14 protein-coding genes and 5 tRNA genes are annotated in these 16,495 nt (G+C 43.9%); 3 read left to right on the top strand and 16 right to left on the bottom strand.

The features are described 5' to 3' along the window. Positions 1–3 precede the first annotated feature (3 nt). From rpoB to murB, 16 genes are all read right to left on the bottom strand, one after another. Positions 4–4,074 (bottom strand): DNA-directed RNA polymerase subunit beta, encoded by a 4,071-nt coding sequence (rpoB, locus tag FLL45_RS13530; protein ID WP_142942588.1) that lies wholly within the window; start codon positions 4,072–4,074, stop codon positions 4–6. Between the two features lie 279 nt (positions 4,075–4,353). Next, positions 4,354–4,731, bottom strand: coding sequence for a 50S ribosomal protein L7/L12 (rplL, locus tag FLL45_RS13525; RefSeq protein WP_142942587.1), 378 nt, complete (start codon positions 4,729–4,731; stop codon positions 4,354–4,356). A 66-nt stretch (positions 4,732–4,797) separates the two neighbouring features. Continuing rightward, positions 4,798–5,322 (bottom strand): 50S ribosomal protein L10, encoded by a 525-nt coding sequence (gene rplJ, locus FLL45_RS13520; protein ID WP_142942586.1) that lies wholly within the window; start codon positions 5,320–5,322, stop codon positions 4,798–4,800. A 308-nt stretch (positions 5,323–5,630) separates the two neighbouring features. Continuing rightward, complete coding sequence (rplA, locus tag FLL45_RS13515) at positions 5,631–6,332, bottom strand: 50S ribosomal protein L1 (RefSeq protein WP_142942585.1); 702 nt, start codon at positions 6,330–6,332, stop codon at positions 5,631–5,633. A gap of 3 nt (positions 6,333–6,335) precedes the next feature. Continuing rightward, positions 6,336–6,764 (bottom strand): 50S ribosomal protein L11, encoded by a 429-nt coding sequence (rplK, locus tag FLL45_RS13510; RefSeq protein ID WP_142942584.1) that lies wholly within the window; start codon positions 6,762–6,764, stop codon positions 6,336–6,338. A gap of 151 nt (positions 6,765–6,915) precedes the next feature. Further along, the gene (gene nusG / locus FLL45_RS13505; protein ID WP_142942583.1) at positions 6,916–7,449 is read right to left on the bottom strand and encodes a transcription termination/antitermination protein NusG; all 534 of its coding nucleotides are present in this window, start codon (positions 7,447–7,449) and stop codon (positions 6,916–6,918) included. Positions 7,450–7,453: 4 nt separating this feature from the next. Next, positions 7,454–7,831, bottom strand: coding sequence for a preprotein translocase subunit SecE (gene secE / locus FLL45_RS13500; protein WP_142942582.1), 378 nt, complete (start codon positions 7,829–7,831; stop codon positions 7,454–7,456). Between the two features lie 43 nt (positions 7,832–7,874). Beyond that, a tRNA-Trp gene (locus FLL45_RS13495) sits at positions 7,875–7,950 on the bottom strand. Between the two features lie 53 nt (positions 7,951–8,003). Then, on the bottom strand, positions 8,004–9,194 hold the full coding sequence (gene tuf / locus FLL45_RS13490) for an elongation factor Tu (RefSeq protein WP_142942581.1): 1,191 nt from the start codon (positions 9,192–9,194) through the stop codon (positions 8,004–8,006). A 149-nt stretch (positions 9,195–9,343) separates the two neighbouring features. Further along, a tRNA-Thr gene (locus FLL45_RS13485) sits at positions 9,344–9,419 on the bottom strand. 13 nt (positions 9,420–9,432) lie between these two features. Then, positions 9,433–9,506: transfer RNA gene (locus FLL45_RS13480), tRNA-Gly, on the bottom strand. 95 nt (positions 9,507–9,601) lie between these two features. Then, positions 9,602–9,685: transfer RNA gene (locus FLL45_RS13475), tRNA-Tyr, on the bottom strand. A gap of 188 nt (positions 9,686–9,873) precedes the next feature. Next, a tRNA-Thr gene (locus FLL45_RS13470) sits at positions 9,874–9,949 on the bottom strand. 295 nt (positions 9,950–10,244) lie between these two features. Beyond that, entirely contained in the window at positions 10,245–10,979 is a 735-nt protein-coding gene (locus tag FLL45_RS13465; protein ID WP_142942580.1) for a type III pantothenate kinase, read from the bottom strand. A 49-nt stretch (positions 10,980–11,028) separates the two neighbouring features. Next, on the bottom strand, positions 11,029–12,018 hold the full coding sequence (locus FLL45_RS13460) for a biotin--[acetyl-CoA-carboxylase] ligase (protein WP_142942579.1): 990 nt from the start codon (positions 12,016–12,018) through the stop codon (positions 11,029–11,031). After that, complete coding sequence (gene murB / locus FLL45_RS13455) at positions 12,011–13,027, bottom strand: UDP-N-acetylmuramate dehydrogenase (protein ID WP_185964458.1); 1,017 nt, start codon at positions 13,025–13,027, stop codon at positions 12,011–12,013. The genes FLL45_RS13460 and murB overlap by 8 nt, the downstream gene beginning before the upstream one ends. 329 nt (positions 13,028–13,356) lie before the next feature. Here murB and FLL45_RS13450 point away from each other — a divergent pair, with 329 nt between their 5' ends. The 3 genes from FLL45_RS13450 to FLL45_RS13440 are packed head-to-tail and all read left to right on the top strand — an operon-like array spanning position 13,357 to position 16,342. After that, positions 13,357–13,920 (top strand): peroxiredoxin family protein, encoded by a 564-nt coding sequence (locus tag FLL45_RS13450; protein WP_142942577.1) that lies wholly within the window; start codon positions 13,357–13,359, stop codon positions 13,918–13,920. Beyond that, positions 13,914–14,648 carry a gluconate 2-dehydrogenase subunit 3 family protein gene (locus FLL45_RS13445; RefSeq protein WP_142942576.1) on the top strand — a complete coding sequence of 245 codons (735 nt, stop codon included), beginning with the start codon at positions 13,914–13,916 and terminating at the stop codon, positions 14,646–14,648. The genes FLL45_RS13450 and FLL45_RS13445 overlap by 7 nt, the downstream gene beginning before the upstream one ends. Beyond that, positions 14,648–16,342: a GMC family oxidoreductase gene (locus FLL45_RS13440; protein ID WP_142942575.1), complete on the top strand. Its 1,695-nt coding sequence runs from the start codon at positions 14,648–14,650 to the stop codon at positions 16,340–16,342. Before FLL45_RS13445 ends, FLL45_RS13440 begins: the two co-directional genes overlap by 1 nt. The last annotated feature ends 153 nt before the right edge of the window (positions 16,343–16,495 follow it).

Below are 16,495 nucleotides of genomic sequence, written 5' to 3'. Positions count from 1 at the left end.
TGGTTAGTCTTCCAACTCCAACTCGATATTAATACCGAGTGAGCGAATTTCCTTAACCAATACATTAAAGGACTCAGGCATACCTGGATCCATGCGGTGATCACCGTCAACGATGTTTTTGTACATACGGGTACGACCATTAACGTCATCCGACTTAACTGTCAGCATTTCTTGCAGCGTATAAGTCGCGCCGTATGCTTCCAATGCCCAGACTTCCATCTCCCCGAAGCGCTGGCCACCGAATTGTGCCTTACCACCCAACGGCTGTTGAGTAACCAAGCTGTATGAACCGGTTGAACGCGCATGCATTTTGTCGTCAACCAAGTGGTTCAATTTCAGCATGTACATGTAGCCAACTGTTACTGGACGCTCGAATCGCTCACCGGTACGACCGTCGAACAACCAAGATTGACCAGAAGCATTTTCATCAGCTAATTCAAGTAAATGCTTAATTTCAGATTCCTGTGCACCATCAAATACTGGTGTACCCATTGGAACCCCTTTGCGCAGATTGTTAGCTAAGTTCATTACCTCTGTATCGCTTAATGAACCTAAGTCAACGGTTGGTTCATCACGATGGTTATAAACTTTTTCTAAGAACTCACGATGTTTAGCAACTTCTGCTTGTTCTTCGAGCATATCATCGATCTTACGACCTAATCCTTTAGCCGCCCAACCCAAGTGAGTCTCAAGGATCTGACCGATGTTCATACGAGAAGGTACACCCAGTGGGTTAAGAACGATATCAACTGGCTCACCATTAGCTAGGTAAGGCATATCTTCCACTGGAACGATGTTTGAGATAACACCTTTGTTTCCGTGTCGACCTGCCATTTTATCGCCAGGTTGAATACGACGCTTAACAGCCATATAAACTTTAACTACTTTAAGAACGCCAGGCGCTAAATCATCACCTTGAGTAATCTTAATGCGTTTAATTTCTAACTGCTTGTCGTATTCTTTTTTCTGTTCTTCAAGATTGGTGGCTAACGCTTCAATTTGCGTTTGCAATGCTTCGTCTCTTAATTGAACGTCAAGCCATTGGTCGCTACCAATTTCTTGCAGGTATTCTTCTGTTAAGGTAGTCCCTTTCTTCAATTTGTTAGGACCTTTCTCTGCAACTGCGCCATTCAAGATTTTGAATGCACGGCCGTAGATATTACCTTTAAGAATTGAAAGCTCGTCGTTAAGGTCTTTCTTAACGCGGGCAATTTCACTGGCTTCAATATCCAAAGCACGCGCGTCTTTATCAACACCATCTCGAGTAAAGACTTGAACGTCGATAACGGTACCAACAGTACCAGAAGAAACACGGAGTGATGTATCTTTAACATCCGATGCTTTTTCACCGAAAATCGCACGCAGAAGTTTTTCTTCTGGCGTCAACTGAGTCTCACCTTTTGGCGTTACTTTACCAACTAGGATGTCGCCTGCTTTAACTTCAGCTCCAACATAAACAATGCCAGACTCATCAAGTTTAGCGAGGGCGCTTTCACCAACGTTAGGGATATCAGCAGTAATTTCTTCAGCACCTAACTTAGTGTCACGAGCAATACAAGTTAACTCTTGAATGTGAATCGAAGTAAATCGATCTTCTTTAACCACATTCTCAGAAATTAAGATTGAATCCTCAAAGTTGTATCCGTTCCAAGGCATGAAAGCTATTTTCATGTTTTGGCCTAGTGCTAGTTCACCTAGGTCTGTTGAAGGACCATCAGCCAATACATCACCACGACCGATCTTATCGCCAACGCTGACGATAGGACGTTGGTTAATACAAGTATTTTGGTTTGAACGGGTGTACTTGGTTAGGTTGTAAATATCGACACCTGCTTCACCAGTTTTAGTTTCGTTATCATTAACACGAACAACGATACGACCAGCGTCAACATCTTCGATAATACCGCCACGTTTGGCCGCAACCGTTACCCCAGAGTCAACCGCAACGGTTCGCTCCATACCAGTACCCACTAATGGCTTATCAGCTCTTAAAGTCGGTACCGCTTGACGTTGCATGTTTGATCCCATCAATGCACGGTTCGCATCATCGTGCTCTAGGAAAGGAATCATCGATGCAGCAACCGATACGATCTGCTGAGGCGATACATCCATATACTGAACATTGTCAGCAGGTGTTAGCATAAATTCGCCTTGGAATCGACATGAGACTAGGTCTTCAACCATTTGACCTTTGTCATCTAACACCACGTTAGCTTGTGCAATGTAATATTTGCCTTCGTCGATCGCAGACAAGTAATCAATCTGTTCAGTCGCTTTACCATTTTCAACACGGCGATAAGGCGTTTCCAAAAAACCATAGTCGTTGGTGCGCGCATAGCAAGACAACGAGTTAATCAAACCGATGTTTGGTCCCTCAGGTGTCTCGATAGGACAGACCCGACCGTAGTGAGTTGGGTGCACGTCACGAACCTCAAAGCCCGCTCTTTCACGCGTTAAACCACCAGGCCCTAATGCCGAAACACGGCGCTTGTGGGTAATCTCTGATAGTGGATTGTTTTGATCCATGAATTGCGATAATTGAGACGAACCAAAGAACTCTTTGATTGCAGCCGATACAGGTTTCGCATTGATTAAATCTTGTGGCATTAGATTGTCGGCTTCAGCCATGCTCAAACGCTCTTTTACTGCGCGCTCAACACGAACCAAACCAACACGGAATTGGTTTTCGGCCATTTCACCAACGCTTCGAATACGACGATTACCGAGATGATCGATATCATCCACTTCACCTTTACCATTACGAATATCGAGTAACGTGTTAACAACATCGATAATGTCTTGCTTCGATAAAGTACCTTCGCCTTCGTCTGAGTCGCGACCAACGCGACGATTAAACTTCATTCGACCAACACGAGAGAGATCATAGCGATCTGCGGTGAAGAATAAGTTCTCGAATAATGTTTCAGCAGAATCTTTTGTTGGTGGCTCACCAGGACGCATCATGCGATAAATTTCAATCAACGCTTCTAAAGCATTGGTTGATGGATCGATGCGTAAGGTGTCTGAAATGTAAGGGCCACAATCCAGATCGTTGGTGTAAAGCGTTTCAAATTCTTTGATTTCTGCTTCTTGTAATTTAGCAATTAGCTCTTCAGTAACTTCTGCATTAGCTTCTACTAAAACTTCACCCGTTTCTTGATCAATAATATCCTTAGCAACCGCTTTACCAATTAAGTAATCAGTTGGGATTTCAATCTTGTCGATTCCGAGTTTTTCCAACTCTTTGATATGGCGAACAGTAATTCGTCTGCCTTCTTCAACAACGACTTTACCGCGCTTACCTTTGATATCAAAGGTCGCGATTTCGCCTCGAAGACGCTCAGGAATTAATTCAAGCGTAAATACACCGTCTTTATCAATTTGAACTTTGTCATTGTCGTAAAACATTTCGAGCATTTCTGGCGTTGAATACTCAAGTGCTCTCAACAAAATTGTCGCCGGTAATTTACGACGACGGTCGATACGAACGAATAAGCAGTCTTTAGGATCGAACTCAAAGTCCAACCAAGAACCACGATAAGGAATAACACGCGCGTTATAAAGTAACTTACCTGAAGAGTGAGTTTTTCCTTTATCTGAATCGAAGAATACGCCCGGTGAACGGTGCAACTGAGAAACAATGACTCGCTCGGTACCGTTAATAACAAAAGTCCCGTTATCGGTCATAAGCGGCATTTCGCCCATGTATACTTCTTGTTCACGAACTTCTTTAACAGTCTTGTTTTTGCTTTCTTTATCGTAAATAACTAAGCGGATTTTCACGCGAAGTGCCGCGGAGTAAGTCACACTTCGGATTTGACATTCTTTGACGTCAAATACTGGCTCGCCTAACGAGTAACTCATGTACTCAAGTGCTGCTGAACCAGAATAACTTGTAATAGGAAAAACTGATTTAAAGGCTTTCTCTAAACCAGAATCGATAATATCTTCCGTGTTTAAAAACGAACGATATGAATCTAATTGAATTGCTAATAAATACGGGACGTCTAAAACTCGTTTGTTTAGACCGAAATCCTTACGGATCCGCTTTTTCTCAGTATATGAATAGGCCATCTGGGCTCCTCAGTTAGCTATCATTCATGTTGTATAATCGGCTCTTGATACGATAAAACCGACTAATAACGCGCGACAAATGGTTTAATACACTGCGGCATCCTCCCCGCTGACCTATTGATATTCGCAACTCCCTTTGTCAGTCTTTATCAATAGGATCGTATCAATTAAAAATGTTTAAACCTGTCGTAAAAATACCGCTTTTTAAAACGGCAAAACGGCCGGGGACAAAATTGCCACCAGCCGGATTGTTTAAGCTTGCTTTAAAGTAGCAATCAATTACTTGATTTCTACTTCAGCGCCTGCTTCTTCAAGCTGCTTCTTAACTTCTTCAGCTTCAGCTTTGTCAACACCTTCTTTGATAGGAGTTGGCGCGCCTTCTACAGCTTCTTTAGCTTCTTTAAGACCTAGGCCTGTGATACCACGTACTGCTTTGATTACAGCAACTTTGTTACTACCGAAGCTCTTCATGATTACGTCGAACTCAGTTTGTTCTGCAGCAGCAGCACCAGCGTCTGCGCCTGGAGCAGCAACAACTGCAGCAGCTGCAGCTGCAGTTACGCCGAATTTTTCTTCCATTGCTTCAACTAGTTCAACAACTTCCATTACTGACATTTCAGCAATTGCATTTAAGATATCGTCTTTAGAAAGAGCCATTACTCATTCTCCTGGATTTAAAATATAAAATTAAAAAATAAAAACTATAAACGTACTGTAAAACCGTTACGCTGCTTTTTGATCTTTGACCGCCGCGATTACTCGAGTAATACGCGATGGGAATTCGTTCAATGTACGCGCCAGTTTGGTTACTGGTCCGTTCATTACACTCATCAAAGAAGCAATTGCTTCGTCTTTGGTTGGTAGTTTAGCAACAGCATCAAGCTGCTCTGCACCGTGCAACTGGCCACCAACAGCTACTGCTGTTGCAACTAGTTTGTCGCAATCTTTTGCAAAATCACGTACTAGTCTTGCCGCTGCACCAGGCTCTTCTAGCGAAAACGCACAAATAACCTGTCCAACTAAAGCATCGTTTAAGCAAGCGAACTCTGTGTCTTCAACAGCACGTTTGGCAAGAGTGTTTCGTACAACACGAAGATATACACCACTCTCACGGGCCTTGACGCGTAGCTCAGTCATTTGCTCAACTGTCATGCCACGGTATTCGGCAAGTACGGCTGATAACGCAGTTGATGCAATATCATTAACTTCGCTAACAATCGCCTTTTTACCTTCTAGTCCAAGTGCCACGTCGTTCACCTCCAAAAGGTCTAACTTGAAAACAAGTTAGAGGATTTACAAAACAGAGCAGAAAGTCTGTAAAAACTTTCGCTCCAGTGTAAACGGTGAACCGCCCAGAAAACTGAGTTTTGGTACCACCGTCTGCGTAGGGATTTTAAGACTGAAGAAATTTCACCTCATTAAGGGAACTACAATTTCAACATTCACCTACGGTCTATGACGGGTTTTGAGTTAACACTAAAATAAATTTTAATTGCCAACCCAAATACCCAAGCTCTCAAACTGACTCGACTAAATTAACCGAGTCAACTTTCAAACTAATCTCTTGTTTCAACAGTTGCTAAGTCAACTGTTAAGCCAGGTCCCATAGTAGAACTGACTGATAATTTCTTGAAGTAAGTGCCTTTCGCTGAAGCAGGTTTTGCTTTCTTAAGTGCAGAGATTAATGCACCAAGATTTTCTGCTAGCGCGTTGACTTCAAAACTACCTTTACCGATAGTCGCGTGGATGATACCACCCTTGTCTGTACGGTATTGAACCTGACCCGCTTTTGCATTCTTGACTGCAGTAGCAACGTCCGGCGTTACCGTACCAACTTTAGGATTAGGCATTAAACCGCGTGGTCCAAGGATTTGACCTAATTGACCAACAACGCGCATTGCATCAGGGCTAGCGATAACAACATCAAAATCCATGTTGCCTTTCTTAACTTCTTCCGCAAGATCATCCATACCAATTACATCTGCACCAGCTTCTTTAGCCGCTTCAGCGTTTGGTCCTTGAGTGAAGACTGCTACGCGAACGTTTTTACCGGTACCATTTGGTAAAACAGTAGCGCCACGAACAACTTGGTCAGATTTACGAGGGTCAACACCTAAGTTGATCGCTGCGTCGAATGACTCATCAAATTTAACTGATGATACTTCTTTTAAAAGGGTTAACGCTTCTTCTAAGGTGTAAACTTTTTCGTTGTCAACTTTCTCGTTGATCAGCTTTTGACGTTTAGATAATTTAGCCATCGATTAACCCTCCACATCTACGCCCATTGAACGAGCAGTACCCGCCAATGTTCTTACTGCTGCGTCCATATCAGCCGCAGTTAAATCTGGCTCTTTTGTGTTAGCAATTTCTTCTAACTGAGCACGCGTAATCTTGCCAACTTTCTCAGTATTAGGGCGACCTGAACCTTTCTTCAGACCAACCGCTTTCATAATAAGAACAGCCGCAGGAGGCGTTTTTGTCACGAAAGTGAAAGAACGATCGTTGTATACTGTAATAACAACAGGGATAGGAAGATTCTTTTCTACCTTCTCTGTCGCAGCGTTAAACGCTTTACAGAATTCCATGATGTTAACACCGTGCTGACCTAACGCAGGACCAACGGGTGGACTCGGATTCGCCATACCGGCGCCGATTTGCAGCTTAATATAAGCGTCGACTTTTTTAGCCATTTTGCACCTCAGTGTGGGTTCAAACGCCTTGATTCAACCAAGTGGTCAAACTTTAGGCTCCCCATTTATTTAACGTAAAAAAAACACCCACAGCGTTTTAACGCCGTGTTTGTTTTTCAGTAACTTGTCTAACTCTATTTGTGGGTGAGTTTTACCCTTTCTCTACCTGACTGAAATCTAACTCAACAGGAGTAGAACGACCAAAGATCATAACCGATACATGTAGTCGACTTTTTTCGTAATTTACTTGCTCAACAATTGCATTAAAGTCTGCAAATGGCCCATCGATAACTCGTACCGCTTCGCCAGCTTCGAACAAAGTTTTTGGTTTTGGCTTATCAGTCGACTCTTCAAGACGATTGAGAATTGCATCGGCTTCTTTTTGACTGATAGGCGCAGGGCGGTCGCTTGTACCACCAATAAATCCTAGTACTCTTGGTGTTTCTCTCACCAAGTGCCAGCTTTCATCGTCCATTTCCATTTCGACAAGGACGTAACCTGGGAAAAACTTTCTTTCGCTTTTGCGCTTTTGACCAGCGCGCATTTCTACAACTTCTTCGGTTGGTACTAGAATTTGGCCAAACTTGTCTTCAAGACCGTGTAACTTAACACGCTCTTCCAGCAAGTTTCTTACCTTGCTTTCATATCCTGAATAAGCCTGAACAACGTACCATTTATAGGACATTCAATTATCCTCTAACCGTTAAGAAGCTGATTACATGAACTAAAATTGCATCCAAGCCCCACAAAAACAATGACACTATCGCAACAGCGACAATAATGATTAATGTGGTTCTGACTGTTTCATCTCGATTGGGCCAAACAACTTTACGTGCTTCAATTCTAGCTTCTTTCGCAAAAGCTAACCCATTTTTTCCTTTAGTTGTGGTAAAACCAATGGCAAAACCAACAACAATAAGAGCGATTATTACACCTGCACGGATTAAGACAGAATCGTCGACAAGTAGATGGTTCGCGTATACCGCGCCAGCTAACGCAACGATCGCAAGTATCCACTTGATCGCGTCAAACGATGAAGATTCTTGGACTTGTTCTTGTGCACTCATGTAATTTAACCAACTTTCAATCTAGTGAAACAATTTATTGCAGTGGCAGGCCAGGAGGGACTCGAACCCCCAACCTGCGGTTTTGGAGACCGCTGCTCTACCAATTGAGCCACTGGCCTGCAATAAAAGCAGCATCATATGATGCTGCTCGAACGCTTTTAAAACTTACTTATTAAGCAAGGATCTTAGCAACAACACCAGCACCAACTGTACGACCACCTTCACGGATAGCGAAGCGTAAACCTTCGTCCATCGCGATAGGAGCGATTAGTTCGATAACCATTTTGATGTTGTCACCTGGCATTACCATTTCTACGCCTTCTGGAAGCTCACAAGCACCAGTTACGTCAGTTGTACGGAAGTAGAACTGTGGACGGTAACCTTTGAAGAATGGCGTATGACGGCCACCTTCGTCTTTGCTCAAGATGTAAACTTCTGACTCAAACTTAGTGTGTGGAGTGATTGAACCAGGCTTAGCCAATACTTGACCACGCTCTACTTCGTCACGCTTAGTACCACGTAAAAGGATACCAACGTTGTCACCCGCACGACCTTCGTCAAGAAGCTTACGGAACATTTCTACACCGGTTACAGTCGTCTTAGTCGTTTCTTTGATACCAACGATTTCGATTTCTTCACCAACGTTGATGATACCTTTCTCGATACGGCCTGTTACAACAGTACCACGACCTGAGATTGAGAATACATCTTCAATCGGCATGATGAAATCTTTATCGATGTCACGCTCTGGCTCTGGGATGTATGAATCAAGTGCTTTCGCTAATTCTAAGATTGCTTCTTTACCGAGAGGACCTTCGTCGCCTTCTAGTGCTTTCAAAGCTGAACCTTTGATGATTGGCGTGTCGTCACCTGGGAATTCGTATGCGTCTAATAGCTCACGAACTTCCATTTCTACTAGCTCTAATAACTCTTCGTCATCAACCATGTCACACTTGTTCAAGAAAACAAGAATCTTAGGTACACCTACCTGACGTGATAAAAGGATATGCTCACGCGTTTGTGGCATTGGGCCATCTGCTGCTGAACAAACTAGAATCGCACCGTCCATTTGAGCCGCACCGGTGATCATGTTTTTAACATAGTCAGCATGTCCTGGGCAGTCTACGTGCGCGTAGTGACGACCTTCTGTTTCGTACTCTACGTGTGACGTCGCGATTGTGATACCACGCTCTTTCTCTTCTGGCGCATTATCGATTTCGTCGAATGCTTTTTGCTCACCACCGAAAGCCGCTGACAATACTGTACACATTGCAGCTGTTAAAGTAGTTTTACCATGGTCTACGTGGCCGATTGTACCAACGTTGACATGGGGTTTGGTTCGTTCAAATTTTTCCTTAGACATAAATGCCTCCAAAAAAGAGATTAAGCAAGTTATTACTATTTCAAATTACTATTAAATTAAGCCTTGCTAGGATTGAACCGCCCAGAAGACAGAAACCACCCAAACATAGCTAAACCCGGAACAATGTCTGATTGATCCGGGTCGGAAAATGGTGCCGATAACCAGATTCGAACTGGTGACCTCACCCTTACCAAGGGTGCGCTCTACCAACTGAGCCATATCGGCATTTTGTTCGAACTGGAGCGGGTAGCGGGAATCGAACCCGCATCATCAGCTTGGAAGGCTGAGGTTCTACCATTGTACCATACCCGCTGCACGAGACTTACTAGCTGCAAGCCTAACTCTGTACAACAAACAAAACTTTCTAATAAGCCAATTCGACCAATTTACTGCGACTTATCAAATATTGGTGGTGGGGGGTGGATTCGAACCACCGAAGCTTTCGCGTCAGATTTACAGTCTGATCCCTTTGGCCGCTCGGGAACCCCACCTAATCTTTTTTTATTCCAGTGAGTTAGTGCGTCACTGGCAGGCGGCGAATTTTGACAACTTAACTGCTAAAAAGCAAGTTAGTAACCATTAAAGCCACCGATTTCTTGCCTTATCGATGAATGGAGCGAACAGCTCAACCACCTAGATAAGACTTGGGGTGCTCAATTTGAACACCCCACAATAAAACTGGTGCCGACTGAGGGACTCGAACTCTCGACCTACTGATTACAAGTCAGTTGCTCTACCATCTGAGCTAAGTCGGCAATTTCCACTTAAAACGAGTGTCTCTACTCAAGTGGGACGCGCATTCTAAATAGATCTCCCAGAATGATCAACGAGTTTTTAGCATTTTTTTATGATTTTTTAGCAAGTCATACTAACTGCTTAAAATCATTAAGTTTTTAATGAATCTCAGAAGGCTTTTTCAGCCGGTAAAAGAGATGGTTTTGTCACTCATTGCAGCTACCAAAGTGAGACAAGCCTTTCATTGCTGGAGAATTGTCCAAAATTCAACCAAATCGACCCTTTTTTGACGCATTTACCTGCCATATCTTGCTTTTAAACCGAATATCGTTTTACCAAACCCTCAAACACTAACGATTCGCTATATTCCATCTGATCCGTCCCTGAATTCAGTCGTTGTTGCCAATATTTTCCGCCACCGCCCGCGAAGATAAAACGTGACACTTGATATTCAATTTTGGTTTGATTGATAATATGGCGCAAATAGCCTTCAATCATGCTGTTGATACCGGCATTGACACAATCATTGGTAGTTTGCCCCAGGTGGAACGACTCGTCATCTTGAGTATTCATTAAGGGACGGACCCGCCCTGTTGTATTCAAGCTTTCAAGCATTAATCGTCGTCCAGGCACTATATGCCCGCCCATATGTTGAGCTGACTGAATCACGTCGAGCGTAATTGCCGAACCAATACTCACTACTGCGATGTTCTCTTCAGGAGCGGCGGCAGCAATCACCCCCATCCAACGATCCACCCCCATTGTCTCTGGGTCGCTATAACTATTTTCAACGCCACAGGCGATTTGTTCAGTTTTGGCAAAATGAATTCTGTCGCAGTAATTTAGCAAATGCCCCGAGAGAGCCTGATTATCTTGATCATTTCGAACTGAGGCAATAAAAATGGCCTCGATTGGTGACGCCCATATTTCAGTGTGCTCCTGCCAATTATCCGTGATGTTAACTTTTGCAGCGCGGACTTGCGCTAACTCCAGATGGTCAATCTTCATCCATTTAAGTCGTGTGTTTCCCCAATCAATTAACAAAACCATTTATTTATGCCAAACCTCTAAATACTCATTTTACAATGACGACATCTTTTTAATGACGACGACGCAGACTTACTTCGCCGGAATGTACAATTTGTTCACCAGAGTCAGTGGCTACTTTTAACGCTCCGCTTGATTCGATACCAATCTCTATTCCGTCAAGCTGATCATTGGTTCGCACAATCCTAACAGGTTGGCGATAGAGAGCGCTCAGCGAAGCCCATTGCCTAGCGACAATTTTAAGTCCATCAGACTGATATGCGTCAAAAGCTTGTTCAAGCTCCAATAGAATATCCGCTAAGATTTGGCTTCGACTACAAGAGTCATCGACTAAATCGGCCAAGTTAATCCACGGCTGGTCGATTGCCTTACCTTGCTCTGTCTGCATATTCCAGTTTAAGCCAATCCCAATATTGAGGAAGCTCTTATCATTACTATCGCCACTCGCTTCCACTAAGATTCCTGCTAGTTTACGGTTGTCGACTAATAAATCGTTGGGCCATTTAATTTTAATCGGCTGGTTAGAGTAACGATTGAGCGTGTTCGCTAAACTGATCCCAACAGCTAAACTAATGCCACCAAGGGCGCTTAAGCCTAATGGCACTTGGATGCCAATAGAAAAATAAAGATTCGCGGCAAACGGAGATATCCAAGCCCGACCTTTTCGGCCACGACCTTGGGTTTGATGTTCAGCGATGCACACTACCGTTTTATTAGGGTTTTCTCGCCAATGTTGGGCAATAAAATTAGCCGTAGAATCGACGCTCGTAAGAACATGAATATTGCTGAACTGTGAGCCCGCTTTGGTGAGCACTTCGCGCAACCATGAAGACTCTAATAGCTCAAGTCCACCGGGAATTTTATAACCTTTACCCGTGACAGAGTAGAGTGGAATTTGCCAGCTCTCGAGTTTTTTCATGAGCTTCCAAATCGTCGCTCGAGACACGCCGAGTGCGTTGGCGATTTCTTCTCCGGAATGAAACTCCCCATCGGCCAGAGTGCGAAGCAAGATATCGACTCTCATATCCGTTTTGCTACTCACCGCCAATGACTCTGACTTCAACTTCGAGATCAACTTGAAACAGCGTCTTGATCGATTGGCGAACTTTATTGGCAAGTTTTAACACGTTGTCTCCAAGAGAGTCTCCATGATTGACTAAAACTAATGCTTGTTTTTTGTGAACCCCCACCTTGTTATCGACAAAACCTTTAAAGCCGGCTTTTTCTATCATCCAACCAGCGGCAAGCTTATAGTCCTCTCCATTCGGATACGCCACGATGTCAGGAAATTGCGTTTTTAACGAATTATATTCCGCGACCGAGACAACAGGGTTTTTAAAAAAACTTCCCGCGTTGGGGAGCTCTTTGGGATCGGGTAGTTTTTCTTGGCGAACTTCGCAAACCTTATCATAAACATCCTGCGGGGTGACTTGTTTTTTCGTTGCAAAATAATCTTTCAGTGGTTGATAGTTCAGTTCGAGCCGAGGGCGCTTGGAGAGCGTTAAAAGCACTTGAGTAATTAAAAACCTGCCAACCTTAGATTGCTTAAAAATACTGTCCCGATAGGCAAACTGACATTCATCATTTGTGAAATGCTTGATTTCTCCGGAGTCTAAATCAACCGCGTCAACTCGGGAAATAAAGGATTTTATTTCGACCCCATAAGCCCCTATATTTTGTACCGGTGAAGCTCCCACTGTGCCAGGAATAAGCGCGAGATTTTCAAGACCATAGTAACCTTGTTGACAGGTCGAGGTGACCAAGTCATGCCAATTTTCTGAGGCACCTACCGCAAGACAGATGGATTCTTCATCTTCATGAACCGTTTTAATACCAAACAGCTGCGGATAAATGATGAGCCCTTGATAGTCCTGGACAAACAGAAGGTTACTTCCGCCCCCAAGCACCATTCGCTTTGGATGCTGCTGAATCGTCTCGATTGAACCGATTACTTCATCAACGGAGTTCAGCTGCAAAAAGAATCGAGCCTTGGATTTTACGTTAAAAGTGTTGAGCGACCGAAGTTCAACAAATTCTTGAATGTTAGACAAAACTTTACGCAGTCCATTGTTTAAAATGAACTATTCTACACGAGCCAACAAGTCGCTCATACTCCAATACACAAGAATTACATAAGAATTATGCAAGAACGCTGAAGTGAAACACATCCTTACAATAACCGCTTGAATTAACCGCGACCTTTCAATAGCGTGAACAAACGACTGTCTTTTGCCATTTACCCGTAAATTCGTTAAATTGAAACGATGTTCGTCCTCGAGCGCGTGTAACAAAAACTTGGCTTCATCGGTCTGGTGTATAAGTGCGTTGAATGATAAGTACGTTAAATCGTATTACTTGAAAATAAATTGGCGAGATTACAGTGAATAAAATCTATCAGAACCTAATTGTGCTGATGCTGGGCATCTTTCTAACTAATCCCATAATGGCCGATGAAGATGAGCCAGGTGAAGGACAAATCGCGCCGGACTTCACCATTACTCGTTTTGATGGCAGTCAATTCAAGCTTTCCGAATACCGCGGCAAAAAAGCCGTTTACTTAGTCTTTTGGAATACTTGGTGTACCTACTGCATGAAAAAGATACCAAAGCTTAAAGAGGCTCAAGCGAACCTCAACCATGACATTGAAATTCTTGCGGTGAATACTTCACTCAAAGACTCGGTTAAGAAGTCACTCGCTTTTCAAAAGCGATATGACATCAATTACCCTCTCGCATTTGACCACGGTGAAGTGGTTACTGACCTTTATGGTGTGTGGGGTACACCGACCGAATTCATTATCGACATTAATGGCGTCATTCAACATCGAGACGGCGTTCCCGAGGAATTGCGCCAACACCTGGCGAGTTGGAATCTTACGGTAGAGGCCGATCAAATCGCGGATGGAAACAACCAAGACTGCTCAAAGGAGCAACAAACTTGCTAAAAAGTCACCGTTTAAAAAGCCACCGTTTAAAAAGTCACCAATCAGGAAAATCCTTTGATTCGGTTTCCGAGGTTGTTGGCAACTCAAAAGATAATCGATCGGCTAATGCTTTCGTCGACTACCTCGGTCCATTAGAAAGCGGGTTGAATCGCCGCGCCTTTCTAAAAACCGCAACGGCCATTTCATTACTCGGTGGTTTAGCCGCTTGTAAACCAGAAGTGCCAAAATCAAGCGTCGCTAGTTCAACTCAAACTACCGCAAGTCCAGCTACGAAAGCTACCACAAAGTTCTTGAGTGCCGAGGAATCACTTTCTCTTGATTCAGTCTATATGCAACTATTCCCCGACGACGGCAATGGTCCTTCTGCACAAGACCTTAATATTTTGCAGTACCTCGATTGGGCGATGACTGATCCACAAAATGTCGATGACGGTGACCCAGAGTTTATAAAGAAAGGAATCGGCTGGTTAAACGATCTTGCCGAGCAAACTCAAGGCGACCGATTCGAACGATTGAAACCCGAACAGCAAGACAAAGTATTACAGCAAATCTCGCGGTCCAATGCGGGGGAAAACTGGCTTTCGTTATTATTGTATTACTTAACCGAGGCGCTATTGCTGGATCCAGTTTATGGTGGAAACCCCAACCAGATCGGCTGGCAATGGCTTGAGCACCAAGCGGGGTTCCCAAGACCTGAAACTGGCAAAACTTACCGAGATTTTGATTAATGAAAAACACTCCATTAACAACTCAATCGTTTGACGTTTGCGTGGTTGGTAGCGGCGCTGGTGGAGGCCCTATTGCCTATGAATTAGCGAAAGCCGGTTACCAGGTCGCGGTACTTGAAAAAGGGGGCTGGTATCACGAAGACGACTTTAAAAAAGATGAAATGCTACCTCGGCGAAATATTTTTCGTTCAAAACTAAAAGACGAACGACATGTACTAGAAGAGCCTGATGGAGACGACTGGAGTACTTCAAACACCGATGAGTTCTGGGGGGGTAATATTGTCGGTGGCGCCAGCAACTTTATGAGTGGTTACTTTCACCGACTCAAACCTGAAGATTTTCGATTACTATCTGAATTTGGGCCGATCGATGGCGCGAATTTAACCGACTGGCCGATTACTTACCAAGACCTTGAGCCCTACTACACGAAAGTAGAATCAGTGATCGGCGTGTCAGGTAAAATCGTTGATCATCCCTTTTTAGAACCTCGCTCGACCAAAGATTATCCTTTTCCCCCTCTTGCGGAACACCCGATTGCGGGTTGGTTTGACAAAGCGACCAAAGCGCTCGGTTTCAATCCGCTACCGATGGCGCGTGCAGTACTGTCACAACCAAAAGACAAACGCAATAGTTGCGAGTATTCAGGCTATTGTGGCAGTTATGGCTGCCGCTCAGGAGCCAAAGGCAGTGCTAGAGCCGCGCTGATGTACGATGCTCACGACACCGGAAACTGCAAAGTCATCTCTCACGCAAAAGTTTTCCATATCAACACCGATAACAAAGGCAACGCAACTTCCGTAGACTACTTTGATCGCCAAGGGACCGTTCACCGAGTGACGGCAAAAATTATTGTTGTTGCCTGTTATTCCATCGAATCGAGTCGGCTTTTACTCAGTTCAACGGGAAGTAACCATCCTGATGGTATTGGTAATCGTTATGGACAGCTTGGCAAAAATCTCCACTGCTGCGCAGGTGGAACTGGCCACGGCATTTTTGATCTCACCAAATTCACTGACGCTCAAGCCGAGGCACTGAAAGTTCGCGGTCCATTTTTTAATCGCGCGCTGCAAGATTGGTATTTTATTGATGACAAATCGGCATTCGATAAACGAGTCAAAGGTGGCACTATTGATTTTGTATTCGATCCACCATCGCCAACAGCTGATGCCAATGGTCTGAAGTGGGATGACAACAATAACTTGATGTGGGGTAGCGCATTTAAACAACGGTTGAAGTCGCACTTTACCCAATCCCGTGACTTCAAGTTTGAAGTTTTTTGCGACTGGCTACCCACGGATAATTGTCATGTTTCTCTCGACGGTAGTGAAAAAGATAAATGGGGCTCCCCGGTTGCGAGAGTCAAAGTAGGCTTCCACCCTCATGATTTGAAGGTCGCTGAATATGTGGTGGACAAAGGTGTTCAAGTGATGAAGCAGATGGGCGCACAAGAATATTATGGTAATGCGTTTACCCAACCAACGTCCAACTTAATTGCTGGCGGCTTAAGGTTTGGTAATGATCCAAAGAGTTCAGCATTAGATGCGGACTGTCGCGTTCATGGTACTGATAATCTATTTGTCACTGATGGTAGCTTTATGCCAAACGGCGGAAGTGTGACACCAACATTTACCATTTATGCGAATGCTTTTCGAGTCGCCGATAAAATTAAGCAGCAAATAGCCGGCCATTCTTAGCTTTAGTTAGCGGTTAAGTCATCAAATCATCGTTCTCAAACACTGTCGTCAATACACGCTCATCTATTTATAAACTTACTGACATTAAAAGGCTTGCAGAAATGACAGCGAGCCTTTTATAGTTACGCGACACTCATTAGCGCTAAGAGCCTG

Origin of the sequence: Aliikangiella marina, assembly GCF_007004765.1 — a bacterium.
GTDB classification, from domain to species: Bacteria; Pseudomonadota; Gammaproteobacteria; order Enterobacterales; family Kangiellaceae; genus Aliikangiella; species Aliikangiella marina.
This window is presented reverse-complemented; position numbering and strand designations above follow the sequence as displayed.